Origin of the sequence: Streptomyces sp. NBC_01335 (assembly GCF_035953295.1) — a bacterium.
In the GTDB taxonomy this organism is placed as follows: Bacteria; Actinomycetota; Actinomycetes; order Streptomycetales; family Streptomycetaceae; genus Streptomyces.
Genome location: NZ_CP108370.1, coordinates 5,913,191 through 5,935,040 on the forward strand (window position 1 = coordinate 5,913,191; position 21,850 = coordinate 5,935,040).

General features: G+C 66.8%; 12 protein-coding genes and 2 rRNA genes. 11 read left to right on the top strand and 3 right to left on the bottom strand.

Features of this window, described 5'->3' with window-relative positions:
* Positions 1-62: 62 nt before the first annotated feature.
* On the bottom strand, positions 63-4,034 hold the full coding sequence (gene eccCa / locus OG599_RS25575) for a type VII secretion protein EccCa (RefSeq protein ID WP_327178302.1): 3,972 nt from the start codon (positions 4,032-4,034) through the stop codon (positions 63-65).
* 270 nt (positions 4,035-4,304) lie between these two features.
* Here eccCa and eccD point away from each other — a divergent pair, with 270 nt between their 5' ends.
* The 6 genes from eccD to OG599_RS25605 all read left to right on the top strand — a co-directional run bounded on the left by eccD (position 4,305) and on the right by OG599_RS25605 (position 11,482).
* A complete protein-coding gene (gene eccD / locus OG599_RS25580) occupies positions 4,305-5,813 on the top strand; it encodes a type VII secretion integral membrane protein EccD (protein ID WP_327178303.1) in 1,509 nt (502 codons plus the stop codon).
* A 204-nt stretch (positions 5,814-6,017) separates the two neighbouring features.
* Positions 6,018-6,308, top strand: a complete 291-nt coding sequence (gene rpsO / locus OG599_RS25585; RefSeq protein WP_003965855.1) for a 30S ribosomal protein S15 — start codon at positions 6,018-6,020, stop codon at positions 6,306-6,308.
* Positions 6,309-6,613: 305 nt separating this feature from the next.
* On the top strand, positions 6,614-8,824 hold the full coding sequence (locus OG599_RS25590; RefSeq protein WP_327180188.1) for a polyribonucleotide nucleotidyltransferase: 2,211 nt from the start codon (positions 6,614-6,616) through the stop codon (positions 8,822-8,824).
* A complete protein-coding gene (locus tag OG599_RS25595) occupies positions 8,821-10,200 on the top strand; it encodes a M16 family metallopeptidase (RefSeq protein ID WP_327178304.1) in 1,380 nt (459 codons plus the stop codon). Before OG599_RS25590 ends, OG599_RS25595 begins: the two co-directional genes overlap by 4 nt.
* Before the next feature lie 62 nt (positions 10,201-10,262).
* A complete protein-coding gene (gene dapB, locus OG599_RS25600) occupies positions 10,263-11,015 on the top strand; it encodes a 4-hydroxy-tetrahydrodipicolinate reductase (RefSeq protein ID WP_327178305.1) in 753 nt (250 codons plus the stop codon).
* Positions 11,016-11,026: 11 nt separating this feature from the next.
* Positions 11,027-11,482 carry a tetratricopeptide repeat protein gene (locus tag OG599_RS25605; RefSeq protein ID WP_327178306.1) on the top strand — a complete coding sequence of 152 codons (456 nt, stop codon included), beginning with the start codon at positions 11,027-11,029 and terminating at the stop codon, positions 11,480-11,482.
* Between the two features lie 85 nt (positions 11,483-11,567).
* Here the strand turns inward: OG599_RS25605 and OG599_RS25610 are convergent, their stop codons facing one another.
* Both OG599_RS25610 and OG599_RS25615 read right to left on the bottom strand, forming a co-directional pair.
* Complete coding sequence (locus OG599_RS25610; protein WP_327178307.1) at positions 11,568-12,116, bottom strand: hypothetical protein; 549 nt, start codon at positions 12,114-12,116, stop codon at positions 11,568-11,570.
* A 94-nt stretch (positions 12,117-12,210) separates the two neighbouring features.
* The gene (locus OG599_RS25615; protein WP_327178308.1) at positions 12,211-12,450 is read right to left on the bottom strand and encodes a hypothetical protein; all 240 of its coding nucleotides are present in this window, start codon (positions 12,448-12,450) and stop codon (positions 12,211-12,213) included.
* 173 nt (positions 12,451-12,623) lie between these two features.
* Between OG599_RS25615 and thyX the strand changes: the two genes are divergently transcribed.
* The 5 genes from thyX to OG599_RS25640 all read left to right on the top strand — a co-directional run bounded on the left by thyX (position 12,624) and on the right by OG599_RS25640 (position 21,819).
* Positions 12,624-13,361: an FAD-dependent thymidylate synthase gene (gene thyX / locus OG599_RS25620; RefSeq protein ID WP_327178309.1), complete on the top strand. Its 738-nt coding sequence runs from the start codon at positions 12,624-12,626 to the stop codon at positions 13,359-13,361.
* A 152-nt stretch (positions 13,362-13,513) separates the two neighbouring features.
* Positions 13,514-14,413 carry a 4-hydroxy-tetrahydrodipicolinate synthase gene (dapA, locus tag OG599_RS25625; protein WP_327178310.1) on the top strand — a complete coding sequence of 300 codons (900 nt, stop codon included), beginning with the start codon at positions 13,514-13,516 and terminating at the stop codon, positions 14,411-14,413.
* 150 nt (positions 14,414-14,563) lie between these two features.
* Positions 14,564-16,249 carry a ribonuclease J gene (locus OG599_RS25630; RefSeq protein ID WP_327178311.1) on the top strand — a complete coding sequence of 562 codons (1,686 nt, stop codon included), beginning with the start codon at positions 14,564-14,566 and terminating at the stop codon, positions 16,247-16,249.
* 624 nt (positions 16,250-16,873) lie between these two features.
* Positions 16,874-18,399: ribosomal RNA gene (locus tag OG599_RS25635) — 16S ribosomal RNA — on the top strand.
* A gap of 294 nt (positions 18,400-18,693) precedes the next feature.
* Positions 18,694-21,819, top strand: a 23S ribosomal RNA gene (locus tag OG599_RS25640).
* Together the 16S and 23S rRNA genes form the textbook arrangement of a ribosomal RNA operon.
* Positions 21,820-21,850: the final 31 nt, after the last annotated feature.

Consider the following 21,850-nt stretch of genomic DNA (forward strand, 5'->3'; position numbering starts at 1 on the left):
CGGTCCAGGAGACCGGAGAGGGCGCCGTTCGTCGTCGGGGCCGCGGGGTCCGTGGGGGGTGTCTACCGCTCCCCGTCCATCAGCCCCGTCTGCACCAGCGGGTTGCCCCGGCGCCGGGAGACGAACACGCCCCGGCCCGCGGGCATCGGCCGCGGCCGGACGTTGCCCATGATGTCGCCCTCGTTCGGGTCGCCGGAGAGCAGCAGCCCCTGGGCGCCCAGCTCCGTCATCCGCTGGATGAACGGCTCGTACGCGGCCCGCCCCGCGCCCGCCGAGTTGCGGGCGATGACGAAGCGCACGCCCACGTCCCGTGCGAACGGCAGGAGTTCGGTGAGCCGGCCCAGCGGGTTGCCGCTGGACGTGGAGACCAGGTCGTAGTCGTCGACGACCACGTACACCGTCGGGCCCCGCCACCAGCTGCGGTCCCGCAGCTCCTGCGCGGTGACCGTCGCCGACGGGGTACGCCGCTGCATGAGGTCGTACAGCGCCTCCATGTGGTGCTCCATGTTGTTGGACATGGGCACGTACTCCGCCAGGTGCGTCGGCGGGGTGACGTCCAGCAGGGAGCGCCGGTTGTCGATGACGAAGAGCTTGCAGCTGTTGCCGTCGTAGCGCTCCGTCAGCTGCTTGATGATCAGGCGCAGCAGGTTGGACTTCCCGGACTCGCTCTCCCCGAACACCATCAGGAACGGGTCGTGCTCGAAGTCGACGAAGACCGGCTCCAGGTTGTTCTCGTCGATGCCGAACGCGATGCCGCGCTCCGGGTGCGCGTGACCCGGCGGCAGCGCCGAGGCGGGCAGCTCGCGCGGCAGGAGGCGTACGGCCGGCGCGGGGGACGCCGTCCAGTGGCGGGCGACCTCCTGGTTCATCGCGGCGGTCGCCTCGGAGAGGTCGCTGTCGGAGTTGATACTGTCGATGCGCGGCACCGCCGCCATGAAGTGCAGCTTCTCCGGCGTCAGGCCACGGCCCGGCACACCGGCGGGCACGTTGACGGCCGACTTGCGGTCCAGCTCGGAGTCCATGACGTCACCGAGCCGCAGCTCCAGCCGGTTCATCAGGTGGTCCTTGAGGTTGGCCCGCACCTCCATGGACCGCGAGGCGGTGACGACGAGGTGGATGCCGTACCCGAGACCGCGTCCCGCGATGTCGAGGACGGCCGGCTCCAGACCCTCGTAGTCGCTGCGGAAGTTGCCCCAGCCGTCGATGATCAGGAAGACGTCGCCCCACGGCTGGTCCGTCACCGAGATCTGGCCGCGCTCGCGCATCCGGCGGAAGGTGGCGATCGAGTCGATCCCCGCGCTGCGGAAGTACTCCTCGCGCCGCGTCAGGATGCCGTACACCTCGGCGACCGTACGGCGCACCCGCTCCGGGTCCAGGCGCGAGGCGATCCCGCCGACGTGCGGGAGACCGCTGACCGACGCCATACCGCCGCCGCCGAAGTCCAGCCCGTAGATCTGCACCTCGTGCGGGGTGTGGGTGAGCGCGAAGCCCGCGATGAGCGTCCGCAGCAGCGTCGACTTGCCCGACTGCGGACCGCCGGTGATCTGCATGTGTCCCGCGGCACCGGAGAAGTCCCGGTACAGGGTGTCGCGCCGCTGCTCGAACGGCTTGTCGACGACACCGAGCGGGACGACCAGGCGCCCCGCGCCCTCGAACCCCGGCTGCGTCAGACCGCGTCCCGTCACCGGCGCGAGGCCGGGCAGCAGCTCGTCCAGCGACGGCGGGTTGTCCAGCGGCGGCAGCCACACCTGGTGCGCCGAGGCGCCCCGCCCCTCCAGGCGGCGCACGATCACGTCCAGCACGGTGTCCGCGAGCGCGTCGTCCTCGGGCTTGCGGGCCTCCGGTACGTCCGGCTGCGGCTCCGGCTCCACGTACCGCACCGGAACCGGCGCCGCCGTGAACGGGACCGGCCGGCGGTCCACCGGCAGCTTCCCGCCGGGCAGCGAAGCCCGCTCCGCGCCCGTGCGGTAGACCCCGGAGACGTACGCGGCCTTGAAGCGGACCATCTCGTCGGTGCCGTACTTCAGGTAGCCGGAACCCGGCACGTTCGGCAGGTGGTAGGCGTCCGGCACGCCGAGCGCCGCGCGGGACTCGCCGGCCGAGAAGGTCCGCAGACCGATCCGGTACGACAGATACGTCTCCAGCCCGCGCAGTCGGCCCTCCTCCAGGCGCTGCGAGGCCAGCAGCAGGTGCACGCCGAGCGAACGGCCGATGCGGCCGATCTGCACGAACATCTCGATGAAGTCCGGCTTGGCGGTGAGCAGTTCGCTGAACTCGTCGATCACCAGCACCAGTGAGGGGATCGGCAGCAGCGGGGCGCCGGCCGCGCGCGCCTTCTCGTAGTCGTGGATGTTGGCGTAGTTGCCGGCGTCGCGGAGCATCTCCTGCCGGCGGTTGAGCTCACCGCGGATGGAGTCGCCCATGCGGTCCACCAGCGTCAGGTCGTCCGCCAGGTTGGTGATCACGGCGGCGACGTGCGGCATCTGCGCCATCCCGGCGAACGTGGCACCGCCCTTGAAGTCGGCGAGCACGAAGTTCAGCGTCTCCGACGAGTGGGTGACGGCGAGCCCCAGCACCAGGGTGCGCAGCAGCTCCGACTTCCCGGAACCCGTCGCGCCCACGCACAGGCCGTGCGGGCCCATGCCCTCCTGCGCGGCCTCCTTGAGGTCGAGCATGACCGGGGTGCCGTCCTCGCCGACACCGATCGGGACACGCAGCCGCTCCGCCTGCGAACGGGGGCGCCAGGTCCTGGAGACGTCCACCGAGGAGGCGTCCCCGAGGTTCAGCAGATCGGTGAACTCCAGGTTGGCGAGGAGCGGTTCGTCGTCGTCCCCGCCCGCCGCCACGTTCAGCGGGGCCAGCTGGCGGGCCAGCGCCTCCGCGGCCTCGTAGCTCAGCAGGTCCGGCAGGCCCTCGTAGACCAGCCCGTGGCCCGACTCCAGCTGGAGCGCGTGCGGGTGGACCACCACGGACAGTCCGCCGCGGGCACCGGTCACCTCGCCCGGGACGACCTCGATGACCGTGACGCCCTGCACGCCCTCGGGGGAGGCCAGCACCGACATCGGCGGAACCGACTCCCCGTCGAGCACCACCACGATGTGCGGCTGGTCCATCAGCGGCTGCCCGCCGGCCTGGAACCGGGGGCGGCCCTCGATCCGGCTCCCGAGCAGCTCCTCCAGCTCCGAGGAGCTCGTCGAGATGAGCCGGCGGCTGCCCGCGCCGTCCGTGGAGTTCCGCAGCTGGACGTGGGGGAGCCACTTCGCCCACTCCCAGTGCGGGGACGCCTGCCGGTCCGCCGCGATCGCCACGACCAGGTCCTCGGGGGAGTGCAGCGAGGCGAGCGAACCGATCAGCGCACGGGCCGAGGAGCGCACGGAGTCCGGATCGCCGCTGACCGTCACGTGGTAGAAGGCGCGGAGCGAGACGGCCATCGGCAGCCCGTCCAGCGTCGAGTGGGTGTTGAGGAACTGCTGCATCGCCCCGGCGGTCAGCGGCTCCAGCTCGTCGACCGGCGCGGTCTGCGGGGGAACGAGCGGGGTGGCCAGCTCCTGGTTGCCCAGGCCGATGCGGACCTGCCCGAAGTCGCCGTCGGCGACCCGGCGCTCCCACACCCGGCTGCCCTCGGCGACCAGCGCCCACAACTGCTCGGGGGACGGGTGCAGATAGAACTGGGCGTCACGCTGGAGGCGTGCCGTCCGCAGGACCTCGCGGCGGGTCTGCGTCAGGTACTTCAGGTAGTCGCGCCGCATGTCGGCGAGCTCCCCCTGGGTACCGCGCCGGTGACGGAACAGCATCGAGATCGCCATCGCGACCGTCGAGGCGATCATCACCATGCCCATGATCCGCATGATCGGGTTCGGCGTCATGAAGAAGAAGACCACCGAGCCGCCCATGCCGAGCATCGGCAGCAGCTGCATCATCGCGCCCTCCTGCTGCCCGCGCGGCAGTTCCGGAGGAGGTTGCAACTGCACCTCCATGTCCGGCACTTCGGAGGGCAGCGCGCGCGGAGGGCGCTTGACGACAATGTGGCTCACAACTCACCAATTCCCTTGCCGGACAGATCTGTTCCTCTCGACGCCCCCGTGGCGACGGGCTCCGCCCGGGCAGAGATCCTACTGACGGAGAGGCCCGACGGAGAGCGGTAGGGTAGCGCGACGCGTGTACGCACCCGCGAACTACCGCCAAAAAACCGGTCATTCGGGACGGGGCACGGAACGCGCGTCTCAGCGGAGAGACACGGCAGCGGCATCGCAGCGACATCGCAATCGGCATCGCAACGACATCGCAACAAGGGGGAGCAACAGGTGACCACGACGGCCCGAGCGGCGACCACCGGACCCGGCCGAACCGGCCCCGGCGTCCCGTCCAGCAACGGAACCGGATTCTGCAGGGTGACCGTCGTCGCGCCCGACAGCCGCGTCGACGTCGCGCTGCCCGAGGACGTCCCCCTCGCGGACCTCTACCCGGAGGTCCTGAGGCTCTCCGGCCAGAGCCCCGCCGAGGGCGCACCCGTCGGCTACCACCTCGTACGCCGCGACGGCACCGTGCTCGACAGCGGACGGACCCTGTCCGCCCAGCGCATCCTCGACGGCGAGCTGCTCTCCCTGCGCCCGTTCTCCGAATCGCTGCCGCCCGCCGTCTTCGACGACGTCTCCGACGCCGTCGCCTCCGCCGTGGCCCGCGACCGCACACTCTGGGGCGACGCCCTGATGCGCGGCTCGGGCCTCTTCGGTGGCTCGGTCCTCCTCGCGCTCCTCGGCTTCGTCCTGTGGACCGCCGACCCGCTGCACGACATGCACGGCCTGCCCGGTGTCATCGCCGCGGTCGCCGCCGTCCTGCTCCTCGCCGTCGCCGGGGTGCGCGCCCGGGTCTACGAGGACCGGGGCTCGGCCGTCGCCCTCGGCACAGGAGCCCTGGTCAACGGGGCGGTCGCCGGGTCCGGGCTGCTGCCGCTCGGCGCCGGGGAGGGGATCGGCCGCCTCCAGTTCCTGCTGGCCTGCGTCGCCGTCCTCGTCGTCTCGGTGATCCTGGTGATCGTCGCCCCCACCGGCGACGGCCCCTTCGTCGCGTTCGTCTTCGCCTCGGCCGTCGGCGTGCTGGTGACCTTCGCCGCGATCCTCACCGACCTGGAGCCCACCGAGACCGCCGCCGTCTGCGCCCCGCTCTCCGTCGGGGCGCTCGGCTTCCTGCCGGGCCTCTCCACCCGCTTCGCGCGCCTCCCCATCGGCTTCGAGCCGCCCCGCACCACCAGCGGCGACTACGGCACCGGCGAGCAGGCCCCCCAGGGGCCGGTCGACGCCGTCAGGATCGCCGCCCAGGCCCGGCGCGGCCACGAACTGCTGCTCGGCCTGGCCGGCGGCTGCGCCATGGTGGCGGTCGCCGGCGCGGCCGTCCTCGGCTTCTCGGCGGACGTCTTCGGGCAGCTGCTGGCGCTGGCCACCGGCTGCGCCATGCTGATGCGCGCCCACCTCTTCCGCTACACCGCCCAGGTCGCCTGCGCGCTGGCCGCGGGCCTCGGCGCGCTGGTCCTCCTCGGCCTCGGGCTCGCCCTGAACCCCCCGGTCGGCATCATGATCGACGCCCTGCGCGGCGACTCCACGGCGCTCGACATCCGTACGATCTGGCTCACCGCCGCCGTCGCCGCGACCGCCGCGGTGATCACCGCCATAGGACTGATCGTGCCCCGCAAGGGAGTCACCCCGTTCTGGGGCCGCTTCCTGGAGATCGCCGAGGCGTTCGTCCTGCTGACGCTCCTGCCGCTCTGCCTCGCCGTCTTCGACGTCTACACCTCGATCCGGTCCCTGACCAGCTGATTCCCGCGCCCTCGCGCGCACGGGGGCGGTCGGCGAGGGCGCTGTCGTACGGCTGGTAGTCTGTGCGGTGGCCGTTTGTGTACGCGTCCCCGGTCTCACTCTGGGGACAGCGCCCATCGGACCTTCGCCTCCGAGTCACGGAAGCTCCCCTGAGATCAAGACCAGGGGCACTCGTGGGCGCATCGAACACCAAGAGGAGTACGCGTGCCGCTCGACGCCGCTACGAAGAAGCAGATCATGTCCGAGTTCGCCCAGAAGGAGGGTGACACCGGTTCCCCCGAGGTTCAGGTCGCCATGCTCTCCCGCCGGATCTCGGACCTGACGGAGCACCTCAAGACGCACAAGCACGACCACCACTCCCGTCGTGGTCTGCTGATCCTGGTCGGCCAGCGTCGCCGCCTCCTGCAGTACCTGGCCAAGAAGGACATCCAGCGCTTCCGTGCGCTCGTCGACCGCCTCGGCATCCGCCGCGGTGCGGCCGGCGGCGCCAAGTAAGCACGCTGTGAGAGGGAGCGGTGCCCACTTCCCGGGGGCCGCTCCCTTTGCCGTACGTGCGCTACCGGGGGCAACCTCAGTAATCTGGACGTACGCACCACCGCACCACCCGCACCACCGCACCAACCGAACGCACGAGGAGAAGCGCACTCCCGCAGCCGCCGGTCCTCGGTAGTGGCACCCGGGAAAGAACGCCCGGGGGCTTCGATCGAAGACCGGCCCGCACACCAGGTGCGCTTCTCCACGCACCGTCCTCCGCCACACGGGCGGCAGGACGAAAGACGACGAGTATGGAGAAATCACTAGTGGAGAACGAGACCCACTACGCCGAAGCCGTGATCGACAACGGCACCTTCGGCACCCGCACCATCCGCTTCGAGACGGGCCGCCTGGCCAAGCAGGCCGCCGGCTCCGCCGTCGCGTACCTGGACGACGACACCATGGTGCTGTCGGCCACCACCGCTTCCAAGCGGCCCAAGGACCAGCTCGACTTCTTCCCCCTCACGGTGGACGTCGAGGAGCGGCAGTACGCCGCCGGCAAGATCCCCGGCTCCTTCTTCCGCCGCGAGGGCCGCCCCTCCGAGGACGCGATCCTCACCTGCCGCCTGATCGACCGGCCGCTGCGCCCCTCCTTCAAGAAGGGCCTGCGCAACGAGATCCAGATCGTCGAGACGATCATGGCGCTCAACCCCGACCACCTGTACGACGTGGTCGCGATCAACGCCGCCTCCTGCTCCACGCAGCTGGCCGGCCTGCCCTTCTCCGGCCCGATCGGCGGCACCCGTGTCGCCCTGATCAAGGGCCAGTGGGTCGCCTTCCCGACGCACACCGAGCTCGAGGACGCCGTCTTCGACATGGTCGTCGCGGGCCGCGTCCTGGAGGACGGCGACGTCGCGATCATGATGGTCGAGGCCGAGGCCACCGAGAAGACCGTCCAGCTGGTCAAGGACGGCGCCGAGGCCCCCACCGAGGAGGTCGTGGCAGCCGGTCTGGAGGCCGCGAAGCCCTTCATCAAGGCCCTCTGCAAGGCGCAGGCCGAGCTGGCCGCCAAGGCCGCCAAGCCGGTCGGCGACTTCCCGGTCTTCCTCGACTACCAGGACGACGTCCTGGAGGCCCTCACCAAGGCCGTCTCCACCGAGCTGGCCAAGGCGCTCACCATCGCCGGCAAGCAGGACCGCGAGGCGGAGCTCGACCGCATCAAGGACATCGCGGCCGAGAAGCTCCTCCCGGCCTTCGAGGGCCGCGAGAAGGAGATCTCCGGTGCCTACCGCGCGCTGACCAAGAAGCTGGTCCGCGAGCGCGTCATCAAGGACAAGGTCCGCATCGACGGCCGCGGCGTCACGGACATCCGTACGCTCGCCGCCGAGGTCGAGGCCATCCCGCGCGTGCACGGCTCGGCGCTGTTCGAGCGTGGCGAGACCCAGATCCTGGGCGTCACCACCCTCAACATGCTCCGCATGGAGCAGCAGCTGGACACCCTCTCCCCGGTGACCCGCAAGCGCTACATGCACAACTACAACTTCCCGCCGTACTCGGTCGGCGAGACCGGCCGCGTGGGCTCGCCCAAGCGCCGCGAGATCGGCCACGGAGCGCTCGCCGAGCGCGCCATCGTCCCGGTCCTGCCGTCGCGCGAGGAGTTCCCCTACGCGATCCGCCAGGTCTCCGAGGCGCTGGGCTCCAACGGCTCCACGTCCATGGGCTCGGTCTGCGCCTCGACCATGTCGCTGCTGAACGCCGGTGTGCCCCTCAAGGCCGCCGTCGCCGGTATCGCCATGGGCCTCATCTCCCAGGAGATCGACGGCAAGACCCACTACGTCGCCCTCACCGACATCCTCGGTGCGGAGGACGCCTTCGGCGACATGGACTTCAAGGTCGCCGGTACGAAGCAGTTCGTGACCGCGCTCCAGCTCGACACCAAGCTCGACGGCATCCCCGCCTCGGTCCTGGCCGCCGCGCTGAAGCAGGCCCGTGACGCGCGTCTGCACATCCTGGACGTCATGAACGAGGCCATCGACGTCCCGGACGAGATGTCCCCGAACGCCCCGCGGATCATCACCGTCAAGATCCCGGTGGACAAGATCGGTGAGGTCATCGGCCCCAAGGGCAAGATGATCAACCAGATCCAGGAGGACACCGGCGCCGACATCACGATCGAGGACGACGGCACCATCTACATCGGTGCCCAGCAGGGTTCGCAGGCCGAGGCCGCCCGCGCCACGATCAACGCCATCGCCAACCCGACCATGCCGGAGGTCGGCGAGCGGTACCTGGGTACGGTCGTCAAGACCACCACCTTCGGTGCCTTCGTCTCCCTCATGCCCGGCAAGGACGGTCTGCTGCACATCTCGCAGATCCGCAAGCTCGCCGGTGGCAAGCGCGTGGAGAACGTCGAGGACGTGCTCGGCGTCGGCGCCAAGGTCCAGGTCGAGATCGCCGAGATCGACTCCCGCGGCAAGCTCTCCCTGATCCCGGTCGTCGAGGGTGAAGAAGACGAGAAGGACGACGCCTCCAAGTGACGTCCCGTAGTTCCGTGACGACGGCCCGCGCCTCTTCGAAGGCGCGGGCCGTCGCCCGTACCCAAACGCTTCTCAAGGGCACCAACGGCATCGGCACGGTCCGCCGCACGGTGCTCCCCGGCGGTCTCCGTGTCGTCACCGAGACCCTGCCCTCCGTACGCTCCGCCACCTTCGGGATCTGGGCCAACGTCGGCTCGCGCGACGAGACCCCCACCCTGAACGGCGCGACCCACTACCTCGAACACCTCCTCTTCAAGGGCACCGGCCGGCGCAGTGCCCTGGACATCTCCTCCGCGATCGACGCGGTCGGCGGCGAGATGAACGCCTTCACGGCGAAGGAGTACACCTGCTACTACGCGCGGGTCCTCGACACCGACCTGCCGCTCGCCATCGACGTCGTCTGCGACATGCTGACCGGCTCGCTGATCAACGCCGAGGACGTCGACGCCGAGCGCGGAGTCATCCTCGAAGAGATCGCGATGACCGAGGACGACCCGGGCGACTGCGTGCACGACCTGTTCGCGCACACCATGTTCGGCGACACCCCCCTCGGCCGCCCGGTCCTCGGCACCGTCGACACGATCAACGCGCTGGACCGGGGGCAGATCGCCCGCTTCTACAAGAAGCACTACGACCCCACGCACCTGGTCGTCGCCGCCGCCGGCAACGTCGACCATGCCACGGTCGTACGCCAGGTCCGCAAGGCCTTCGACCGGGCCGGGGCGCTCTCGCGCACCGACGCCGAGCCGATGGCCCCCCGCGACGGCTCCCGCCTGCTGCGCACCGCCGGCAAGGTCGAGGTCGTGAACCGCAAGACCGAGCAGGCGCACGTCGTCCTCGGGATGCCGGGCCTCGCCCGTACCGACGAACGCCGCTGGGCGCTGGGTGTGCTCAACACCGCCCTCGGCGGCGGCATGAGCTCGCGCCTCTTCCAGGAGGTCCGCGAGAAGCGCGGCCTGGCCTACAGCGTGTACTCGTACACCTCGGGCTTCGCCGACTGCGGCCTCTTCGGCGTGTACGCGGGCTGCCGCCCGAGCCAGGTCCACGACGTCCTCAGGATCTGCCGCGACGAGCTCGACCGGGCCGCGACCGAGGGCCTGCCCGACGACGAGATCGCCCGCGCCATCGGGCAGCTCTCCGGCTCGACCGTCCTCGGCCTGGAGGACACCGGCGCCCTGATGAACCGCATCGGCAAGAGCGAGCTCTGCTGGGGCGAGCAGATGTCGGTCGACGCGATGCTGGCGGAGATCGCGGCGGTCACACCCGACGACGTCCGCGCCGTCGCCGCCGACCTCCTCGGACAGCGACCCTCGCTCTCCGTCATCGGCCCGCTCAGGGACAAGCAGGCGGACCGCCTCCACGAGGCCGTGTCCTAAAGACTGTCCCGGGCCGCTCCGACGGCCCGTACCCACTCCGTTCGATCAAGGAAGCAGAGCACATGAGCAAGCTGCGTGTGGCCGTCATCGGCGCCAAGGGCCGCATCGGATCGGAAGCGGTACGGGCCGTCGAGGCCGCCGACGACCTGGAGCTGGTGGCCGCCCTCGGCCGGGGCGACGCGCTGGAGGCCCTCACGGAGGCAGGCGCCGAGGTCGCGGTGGAACTCACCAACCCCGACGCGGTGATGGACAACCTGGAGTTCTGCGTACGCAACGGCATCCACGCCGTCGTCGGCACCACCGGCTGGACCGACGAACGCCTCGCCCGGCTCACCGGCCGGCTGGACGGTTCCCCGGAGACCGGCGTGCTCATCGCGCCGAACTTCTCCATCGGAGCCGTCCTCACCATGAAGTTCGCCCAGGCGGCGGCCCCCTGGTTCGAGTCGGTCGAGGTCATCGAGCTCCACCACCCGAACAAGATCGACGCGCCCTCCGGCACCGCGACCCGGACGGCCCAGCTCATCGCCGCCGCCCGCGCCGAGGCCGGACTCGCTCCGCAGCCGGACGCCACCGCGACCGGCCTGGAGGGGGCCCGGGGCGCCGACGTGGACGGCGTCCCCGTGCACTCCGTACGGCTGCGCGGGCTCCTCGCGCACCAGGAGGTGCTGCTCGGCGGCGAGGGCGAGACCTTCACCCTGCGCCACGACTCCCTGCACCACAGCAGCTTCATGCCCGGCATCCTGCTGGGAATCCGCCGCGTGGTCACCACCCCCGGACTCACGTTCGGGCTGGAACACTTCCTCGATCTGAACTGACGGTCCCTGCCATGCGCGCAAAGATCTCGTACATCGTCACCGCCGCCGTCCTGGTCTTCTACTTCGTCCTGGCCGGCAGCAGGGGTCTGCTCCTCATCCGGCACGGCACCCTGATCACGGTCACCTTCGGGGTGGCGGTGCTCATCCTGCCGGTGATCGGCGTCTGGTTCCTCTGGAAGAACACCCAGTTCGTGCGGAGGGCCAACGCCCTCGCCGCGGAGCTGGAGGCCGAGGGCGGACTTCCGGTCGACGAACTCGTCCGGACCCCGTCCGGCCGGATCGACCGGGATTCCGCCGACGCCGTCTTCGCCCGTCGCCGGGAGGAGACCGAGGACGCGCCGGACGACTGGCGCTGCTGGTTCCGGCTGGCCGTCGCCTACCAGGACGCCCGCGACACGCCCAGGGCGCGCAAGGCGATGCAGCGCGCCATCGCCCTGCACGCACACAAGCCGGTACGCGCCGCCTGAGCGGTGCCGTACCGGCTTGGGTGCCCCGGGATTCACCGGGGGTGGTGCTGGACCGCCGCGGACGGAGCGGACGGGCAGCGGCGCGTCAGCGCCGGTACTCGTCCGCCCACGCCTCGATGGCGTCGGTGGCCCGGTCGAACGCCTCGGACCGGGACAGGAAGTCCGCGTCGTGGTCCGTCATCAGCGGCGGCAGCGAGCCGGCGCCCCGACGGGCCACGACCAGGGCCTGACCCTGGACGGTCCTGGGCAGTCCGAGCCACCTCACCGGCTGCTGGACCGTACGGACCGTACCGGTCCGGCTCCACGCCACCGTGGTGGTGCGGAAGAAGCCGACACGGCGTACACCGTGCCGGCTCACCCAGGCGCCGACACGCAGCAGCCGCAGCGCGCAGGCGATCACCACCGCGGCGAGCGCCATGCAGAGCAGTGCGCCCGAAGGCTCACCGGCCACACCGATGATCATCGCTGCGAACAGGACGAACGACGACAGCAGCAGCAGCCCCGCCGCCCCCGAGACCCGCCAGGGTCCGGGACGGTAGGGCCGCCGCCAGCTGTCGTGGTCGTCGAACGGCAGCGCGACGTCCTCCGCACCCGCGTCGAACGCGCGGTCGGCCGTCAGGAAGGGCAGGGGCACGACTGATCCTCACTCACAAGCACGCTCGTTGTTGCTGTGCCCGGTGAGGCTACCGACGGGTTCCCGCTGCTACCACCCCAGGGGGCCGTACGAGTCAGCGGTCCTGGGACGCTTCGGACCTCTGGTGGTGCGCGGGTGCCTGATCGGGGTCGAGAGCGGGCAGCCCGAAGAGGAGCGAGCCCACCAGGCCCGCGACCACGACCAGCCCCACGAGGGAGCGGCCCGCCAGCTCGGAGACGCTGGCGCGCTGCCGGGGCGGCGGAGTGACATTGCTGCGGAACCGCTCGGCCTCGGCTACGAACGAGAACGGGACGGATTCACGCCGGCGGAACATGAGGAAAATCTCCTTCGGACTGTGGTGAAGGTACTTCTGAAGTGTCAGACGCGCGGAACGCCGGAACGGTGCCCCCTTTTGCCGGCCCTTCGGAGTTTTCCCCGGACCGAGCCCGGTACGCGGCCCCGTAGAGTGGACGCCGCCCGAGCGAAGCAATTGGAAGGACCCCGCCGGTGACCGACACCCCCGAGCCCGCGAAGCCCAGTTTCCGCAGCGATGTCACCGTTGAACTGGTGAAACACGCCGCGGGCGATGCCGACGTCCTGTTCGCCGCCCGTGTCTCGACCGCGGGGGAGCAGTCGCTGGAGGAGGTCACCAAGGATCCGGAGCGTTCCAAGGGTCTCATCAATTATCTGATGCGCGACCGTCACGGCAGCCCTTTCGAGCACAACTCGATGACGTTCTTCATCAGCGCCCCGATCTTCGTGTTCCGCGAGTTCATGCGGCACCGGGTCGGCTGGTCGTACAACGAGGAATCGGGCCGTTACCGGGAGCTCCAGCCGGTCTTCTACGTCCCCGGAGAGTCCCGCAAGCTCGTCCAGCAGGGCCGTCCCGGCAAGTACGAGTTCGTCGACGGCACCGCCGAGCAGGCGGAGCTCACCGGGCGCGTCATGGAGGACTCGTACCGCCAGGCGTACGAGGCCTACCAGGAGATGCTCGCCGCCGGCGTCGCCCGCGAGGTGGCCCGGGCCGTCCTGCCCGTCGGCCTCTTCTCGTCGATGTACGCCACCTGCAACGCGCGCTCGCTGATGCACTTCCTCGGCCTGCGCACCCAGCACGAGCTGGCGACCGTCCCGTCCTTCCCGCAGCGCGAGATCGAGATGGTCGGCGAGCAGATGGAGGAGCACTGGGCGCGCCTCATGCCCCTCACTCATGCCGCCTTCAACAAAAACGGACGGGTAGCCCCGTAGGCGGTGTCCGTATTGCGGCGTTTCATGAAGTTCATCTAGGCTGATCAAACGGACCCGGCACTGCTTGAACCCCCGAGCAGGCAGTGCCGGGTTCCAAGATCGACGTCCCCCGAGGGGACATCCCGGGCCGAGCAACGAGTAGCGTGTTACCCATGGCTCCGATCTCCACTCCGCAGACCCCCTTCGGGCGGGTCCTCACCGCTATGGTCACGCCCTTCACGGCGGACGGCGCACTCGACCTCGACGGCGCCCAGCGGCTCGCGACCCATCTGGTGGACGCGGGCAACGACGGCCTCGTCGTCAACGGCACCACCGGCGAGTCGCCCACCACCAGTGACGCGGAGAAAGACCAGCTCGTACGAGCCGTGCTCGAAGCGGTCGGCGACCGGGCCCACGTCGTCGCCGGAATCGGCACCAACGACACCCGCCACAGCGTCGAACTCGCCCGCGCGGCCGAGCACGCCGGAGCCCACGGACTCCTCGCGGTCACCCCGTACTACAACAAGCCGCCGCAGGAGGGCCTGCACCGGCACTTCACCGCGATCGCCGACTCCACCGGCCTGCCCGTGATGCTGTACGACATCCCCGGGCGCAGCGGCGTGCCGATCGAGACCGAGACCCTCGTCCGGCTCGCCGAGCACCCGCGGATCGTGGCCAACAAGGACGCCAAGGGCGACCTCGGCCGCGCCGGCTGGGCCATCGCACGCTCCGGCCTCGCCTGGTACAGCGGTGACGACATGCTCAACCTCCCACTGCTCTCGGTGGGCGCCGTGGGCGTCGTCTCCGTCGTCGGCCACTTCGTCACCCCGGACCTGCGCGCCCTGGTCGACGCGTACTTCGGCGGCGATGTCCAGAAGGCCAAGGAGATCCACCAGAAGCTCCTCCCGGTCTTCACCGGGGTGTTCCGCACCCAGGGCGTCATCACCACGAAGGCCGCCCTCACCCTCCAGGGCCTCCCGGCCGGCCCGCTGCGCCTCCCGCTGGTGGAACTCACCGCGCAGGAGACGGCGCAGCTCAAGGTCGACCTGGCCGCCGGTGGGGTAGAGCTGTAGCCACAGACTTCACAACTGAATACGCGAGACATCCGCCGCATACGCGAGGAACAGCTCGCACGCTTCATCCCCCTGACAACAGCAAGTGCACGAATGACACACGCGCCACGTGCCCAAGCGGTACGTGGCGTGCGTGGTAAGGAGAGTCTTTTGAGTCATCCGCATCCCGAACTCGGTACGCCGCCGAAGCTCCCGAAGGGCGCCCTGAGGGTCACCCCCCTCGGCGGCCTCGGTGAGATCGGCCGCAACATGACGGTCTTCGAGTACGGCGGCCGCCTGCTCATCGTCGACTGCGGCGTCCTCTTCCCCGAGGAGGAGCAGCCGGGCATCGACCTGATCCTGCCGGACTTCACCACGATCCGGGACCGCCTGGACGACGTGGAGGGCATCGTCCTCACCCACGGGCACGAGGATCACATCGGCGGTGTTCCGTACCTGCTGCGCCTGAAGCCGGACATCCCGCTGATCGGCTCCAAGCTCACGCTCGCGCTGATCGAGGCGAAGCTCCAGGAGCACCGCATCCGGCCGTACACCCTCGAGGTCGTCGAGGGGCAGCGGGAGCGCATCGGCGTCTTCGACTGCGAGTTCATCGCGGTCAACCACTCGATCCCGGACGCCCTCGCGGTCGCGATCCGCACCCCCGCGGGCATGGCGGTGGCCACCGGCGACTTCAAGATGGACCAGCTCCCGCTGGACGGCCGGCTCACCGACCTGCACGCGTTCGCGCGGCTCAGCGAGGAGGGCATCGACCTCCTCCTCGCCGACTCGACGAACGCCGAGGTCCCGGGGTTCGTCCCGCCGGAGAAGGACATCTCCAACGTCCTGCGCACGGTCTTCGCCAACGCCGACAAGCGGATCATCGTGGCGAGCTTCGCCAGCCACGTCCACCGCATCCAGCAGATCCTGGACGCGGCCCACGAGTACGGCCGCCGTGTCGCCTTCGTCGGCCGCTCGATGGTCCGCAACATGGGCATCGCCCGTGACCTGGGCTATCTCAAGGTGCCGGCCGGGCTCGTCGTCGACGTCAAGACGCTCGACGACCTCCCGGACGACGAGGTGGTGCTGGTCTGCACGGGTTCGCAGGGCGAGCCCATGGCCGCGCTGTCGCGCATGGCCAACCGCGACCACCAGATCCGGATCGTCCAGGGCGACACGGTCATCCTCGCCTCGTCGCTCATCCCGGGCAACGAGAACGCGGTCTACCGCGTGATCAACGGCCTGACCCGCTGGGGCGCCAACGTCGTCCACAAGGGCAACGCCAAGGTGCACGTCTCCGGCCACGCCTCGGCCGGCGAGCTGCTGTACTTCTACAACATCTGCAAGCCGAAGAACCTGATGCCGGTGCACGGCGAATGGCGCCACCTGCGGGCCAACGCCGAACTCGGCGCGCTGACGGGTGTCCCCAAGGACCACATCGTCATCGCGGAGGACGGCGTGGTCGTCGACCTCATCGACGGCAAGGCGAAGATCGTCGGCAAGGTTCAGGCCGGTTACGTCTACGTGGACGGCCTCTCCGTCGGCGACGTCACCGAGACCTCCCTCAAGGACCGCCGCATCCTCGGCGACGAGGGCATCATCTCGGTCTTCATCGTGGTCGACACCAACTCCGGAAAGATCGTGGGCGGCCCCCACATCCAGGCCCGGGGCTCGGGTATCGACGACGCGGCGTTCACCGCCGTCGTGCCGAAGATCGAGGAAGCCCTCAACAAGTCGGCCCAGGACGGCGTCATGGAGCCGCACCAGCTCCAGCAGCTGATCCGTCGCTCGGTGGGCAAGTGGGTCTCCGACACCTACCGCCGGCGCCCGATGATCCTCCCGGTGGTCGTGGAGGTCTGATCCTCACCGACTGTCCGACCGGAGCGGGGTGCCTCGATTTGCATCGAGGCACCCCGCTCCAGTACGTTTGGCTCTCCGCCGAACGGGAAGCAGCGCGCGCACTTGTGCGCGGAAGCCACCCGGATCGGAGCGGAAATTCCGACTCAGATTCTCTGATAAAGTCGGATCCGCCGAAAGGCAAAGGCCCCCGACAGGCCGCCGGAATTACTTATCGGGCCGGAAACGGAACGAAAAAGGGTCTGGTAGAGTCGGACTCGCCGGAAAGGGAAACGCGAAAGCGAAGAACTGGAAAGCGAAAACCGCTTGACCCGCTTCGGCCGGGAATCGGACAGATAAGAGTCTGATAGAGTCGGAAACGCAAGAACGAAGGGAAGCGCCCGGAGGGCCCCGGTGAAACGGGACCGAAGGAAGCGTCCGTTCCTTGAGAACTCAACAGCGTGCCAAAAGTCAACGCCAGATATGTTGATACCCCGGCCTGCTTCGGCAGGTTGGTGGTTCCTTTGAAAAGTCCTACCGGTGCTTAACGGCCTGGTGGGCAACAACAGCGAGGACGCTGTGAACGACCGGTCATATTCCGACCTGGTCGTTCCGCTCTCGTGTTGTGATCCCGATTACGGGAAAACATTCACGGAGAGTTTGATCCTGGCTCAGGACGAACGCTGGCGGCGTGCTTAACACATGCAAGTCGAACGATGAAGCCTTTCGGGGTGGATTAGTGGCGAACGGGTGAGTAACACGTGGGCAATCTGCCCTTCACTCTGGGACAAGCCCTGGAAACGGGGTCTAATACCGGATAACACTCTGTCCCGCATGGGACGGGGTTAAAAGCTCCGGCGGTGAAGGATGAGCCCGCGGCCTATCAGCTTGTTGGTGGGGTAATGGCCTACCAAGGCGACGACGGGTAGCCGGCCTGAGAGGGCGACCGGCCACACTGGGACTGAGACACGGCCCAGACTCCTACGGGAGGCAGCAGTGGGGAATATTGCACAATGGGCGAAAGCCTGATGCAGCGACGCCGCGTGAGGGATGACGGCCTTCGGGTTGTAAACCTCTTTCAGCAGGGAAGAAGCGAAAGTGACGGTACCTGCAGAAGAAGCGCCGGCTAACTACGTGCCAGCAGCCGCGGTAATACGTAGGGCGCAAGCGTTGTCCGGAATTATTGGGCGTAAAGAGCTCGTAGGCGGCTTGTCACGTCGGATGTGAAAGCCCGGGGCTTAACCCCGGGTCTGCATTCGATACGGGCTAGCTAGAGTGTGGTAGGGGAGATCGGAATTCCTGGTGTAGCGGTGAAATGCGCAGATATCAGGAGGAACACCGGTGGCGAAGGCGGATCTCTGGGCCATTACTGACGCTGAGGAGCGAAAGCGTGGGGAGCGAACAGGATTAGATACCCTGGTAGTCCACGCCGTAAACGTTGGGAACTAGGTGTTGGCGACATTCCACGTCGTCGGTGCCGCAGCTAACGCATTAAGTTCCCCGCCTGGGGAGTACGGCCGCAAGGCTAAAACTCAAAGGAATTGACGGGGGCCCGCACAAGCAGCGGAGCATGTGGCTTAATTCGACGCAACGCGAAGAACCTTACCAAGGCTTGACATATACCGGAAAGTGCCAGAGATGGTGCCCCCCTTGTGGTCGGTATACAGGTGGTGCATGGCTGTCGTCAGCTCGTGTCGTGAGATGTTGGGTTAAGTCCCGCAACGAGCGCAACCCTTGTTCTGTGTTGCCAGCATGCCCTTCGGGGTGATGGGGACTCACAGGAGACTGCCGGGGTCAACTCGGAGGAAGGTGGGGACGACGTCAAGTCATCATGCCCCTTATGTCTTGGGCTGCACACGTGCTACAATGGCCGGTACAATGAGCTGCGATGCCGCGAGGCGGAGCGAATCTCAAAAAGCCGGTCTCAGTTCGGATTGGGGTCTGCAACTCGACCCCATGAAGTCGGAGTTGCTAGTAATCGCAGATCAGCATTGCTGCGGTGAATACGTTCCCGGGCCTTGTACACACCGCCCGTCACGTCACGAAAGTCGGTAACACCCGAAGCCGGTGGCCCAACCCCTTGTGGGAGGGAGCTGTCGAAGGTGGGACTGGCGATTGGGACGAAGTCGTAACAAGGTAGCCGTACCGGAAGGTGCGGCTGGATCACCTCCTTTCTAAGGAGCATCTAGACCCTGCAAGGGGTCCAGAGCCACTACGTCGGCAAATGTTCGACGGTGGTTAGCTCATGGGTGGAACGTTGACTATTCGGCACGGTTGGTTGGTTGTTGCGAGTACTGCTTCGGCGTGGAAAGTAATGATGGATCGGCTGTGTCGGGCACGTTGTTGGGTATCTGAGGGTACGGCCGAATGGCTGCCTTCAGTCCGGTCCCAGTGAACTCAGCCTTCGGGTTGGGCTGATGGGTGGCTGGTTGTTGTTTGAGAACTGCACAGTGGACGCGAGCATCTGTGGCCAAGTTTTTAAGGGCGCACGGTGGATGCCTTGGCACCAGGAACCGATGAAGGACGTGGGAGGCCACGATAGTCCCCGGGGAGCTGTCAACCTAGCTTTGATCCGGGGGTTTCCGAATGGGGAAACCCGGCAGTCGTCATGGGCTGTCACCCGCTGCTGAACACATAGGCAGTGTGGAGGGAACGAGGGGAAGTGAAACATCTCAGTACCCTCAGGAAGAGAAAACAACCGTGATTCCGGGAGTAGTGGCGAGCGAAACTGGATCAGGCCAAACCGTATGTGTGTGATACCCGGCAGGGGTTGCGCATGCGGGGTTGTGGGATCTCTCTTTTACGGTCTGCCGGCTGTGAGACGAGTCAGAAACCGTTGATGTAGGCGAAGGACATGCGAAAGGTCCGGCGTAGAGGGTAAGACCCCCGTAGCTGAAACATTAACGGCTCGTTTGAGAGACACCCAAGTAGCACGGGGCCCGAGAAATCCCGTGTGAATCTGGCGGGACCACCCGCTAAGCCTAAATATTCCCTGGTGACCGATAGCGGATAGTACCGTGAGGGAATGGTGAAAAGTACCGCGGGAGCGGAGTGAAATAGTACCTGAAACCGTGTGCCTACAAGCCGTGGGAGCGTCGCTGTATGTGCTTGCACATGCAGTCGTGACTGCGTGCCTTTTGAAGAATGAGCCTGCGAGTTAGCGGTGTGTAGCGAGGTTAACCCGTGTGGGGAAGCCGTAGCGAAAGCGAGTCCGAATAGGGCGATTGAGTTGCACGCTCTAGACCCGAAGCGGAGTGATCTAGCCATGGGCAGGTTGAAGCGGAGGTAAGACTTCGTGGAGGACCGAACCCACCAGGGTTGAAAACCTGGGGGATGACCTGTGGTTAGGGGTGAAAGGCCAATCAAACTCCGTGATAGCTGGTTCTCCCCGAAATGCATTTAGGTGCAGCGTCGTGTGTTTCTTGCCGGAGGTAGAGCACTGGATAGGCGATGGGCCCTACCGGGTTACTGACCTTAGCCAAACTCCGAATGCCGGTAAGTGAGAGCACGGCAGTGAGACTGTGGGGGATAAGCTCCATGGTCGAGAGGGAAACAGCCCAGAGCATCGACTAAGGCCCCTAAGCGTACGCTAAGTGGGAAAGGATGTGGAGTCGCAGAGACAACCAGGAGGTTGGCTTAGAAGCAGCCACCCTTGAAAGAGTGCGTAATAGCTCACTGGTCAAGTGATTCCGCGCCGACAATGTAGCGGGGCTCAAGCGTACCGCCGAAGTCGTGTCATTCATACACATATCCCCAACGGGAGTATGGATGGGTAGGGGAGCGTCGTGTGCCGGGTGAAGCAGCCGCGGAAGCGAGTTGTGGACGGTTCACGAGTGAGAATGCAGGCATGAGTAGCGATACACACGTGAGAAACGTGTGCGCCGATTGACTAAGGGTTCCTGGGTCAAGCTGATCTGCCCAGGGTAAGTCGGGACCTAAGGCGAGGCCGACAGGCGTAGTCGATGGACAACCGGTTGATATTCCGGTACCCGCTTTGAAACGCCCAGTACTGAATCAGGCGATGCTAAGTCCGTGAAGCCGGCCCGATCTCTTCGGAGTTGAGGGTAGTGGTGGAGCCGATGAACCAGACTTGTAGTAGGTAAGCGATGGGGTGACGCAGGAAGGTAGTCCAGCCCGGGCGGTGGTTGTCCCGGGGTAAGGGTGTAGGCCGTGTGGTAGGCAAATCCGTCACACGTTAAGGCTGAGACCTGATGCCGAGCCGATTGTGGCGAAGTGGATGATCCTATGCTGTCGAGAAAAGCCTCTAGCGAGTTTCATGGCGGCCCGTACCCTAAACCGACTCAGGTGGTCAGGTAGAGAATACCGAGGCGTTCGGGTGAACTATGGTTAAGGAACTCGGCAAAATGCCCCCGTAACTTCGGGAGAAGGGGGGCCATCACTGGTGAGGGAACTTGCTTCCTGAGCTGGGGGTGGCCGCAGAGACCAGCGAGAAGCGACTGTTTACTAAAAACACAGGTCCGTGCGAAGCCGTAAGGCGATGTATACGGACTGACGCCTGCCCGGTGCTGGAACGTTAAGGGGACCGGTTAGCTGACTTTCGGGTCGGCGAAGCTGAGAACTTAAGCGCCAGTAAACGGCGGTGGTAACTATAACCATCCTAAGGTAGCGAAATTCCTTGTCGGGTAAGTTCCGACCTGCACGAATGGCGTAACGACTTCTCGACTGTCTCAACCATAGGCCCGGTGAAATTGCATTACGAGTAAAGATGCTCGTTTCGCGCAGCAGGACGGAAAGACCCCGGGACCTTTACTACAGTTTGATATTGGTGTTCGGTTCGGCTTGTGTAGGATAGGTGGGAGACTTTGAAGCGGCCACGCCAGTGGTTGTGGAGTCGCCGTTGAAATACCACTCTGGTCGTGCTGGATGTCTAACCTCGGTCCGTGATCCGGATCAGGGACAGTGTCTGATGGGTAGTTTAACTGGGGCGGTTGCCTCCTAAAGAGTAACGGAGGCGCCCAAAGGTTCCCTCAGCCTGGTTGGCAATCAGGTGTTGAGTGTAAGTGCACAAGGGAGCTTGACTGTGAGACCGACGGGTCGAGCAGGGACGAAAGTCGGGACTAGTGATCCGGCAGTGGCTTGTGGAAGCGCTGTCGCTCAACGGATAAAAGGTACCCCGGGGATAACAGGCTGATCTTCCCCAAGAGTCCATATCGACGGGATGGTTTGGCACCTCGATGTCGGCTCGTCGCATCCTGGGGCTGGAGTCGGTCCCAAGGGTTGGGCTGTTCGCCCATTAAAGCGGTACGCGAGCTGGGTTTAGAACGTCGTGAGACAGTTCGGTCCCTATCCGCTGTGCGCGTAGGAATATTGAGAAGGGCTGTCCCTAGTACGAGAGGACCGGGACGGACGAACCTCTGGTGTGCCAGTTGTCCTGCCAAGGGCATGGCTGGTTGGCTACGTTCGGAAAGGATAACCGCTGAAAGCATCTAAGCGGGAAGCCTGCTTCGAGATGAGTATTCCCACCCCCTTTGAGGGGTTAAGGCTCCCAGTAGACGACTGGGTTGATAGGCCAGATGTGGAAGCCCGGTAACGGGTGGAGCTGACTGGTACTAATAGGCCGAGGGCTTGTCCTCAGTTGCTCGCGTCCACTGTGTTGGTTCTGAA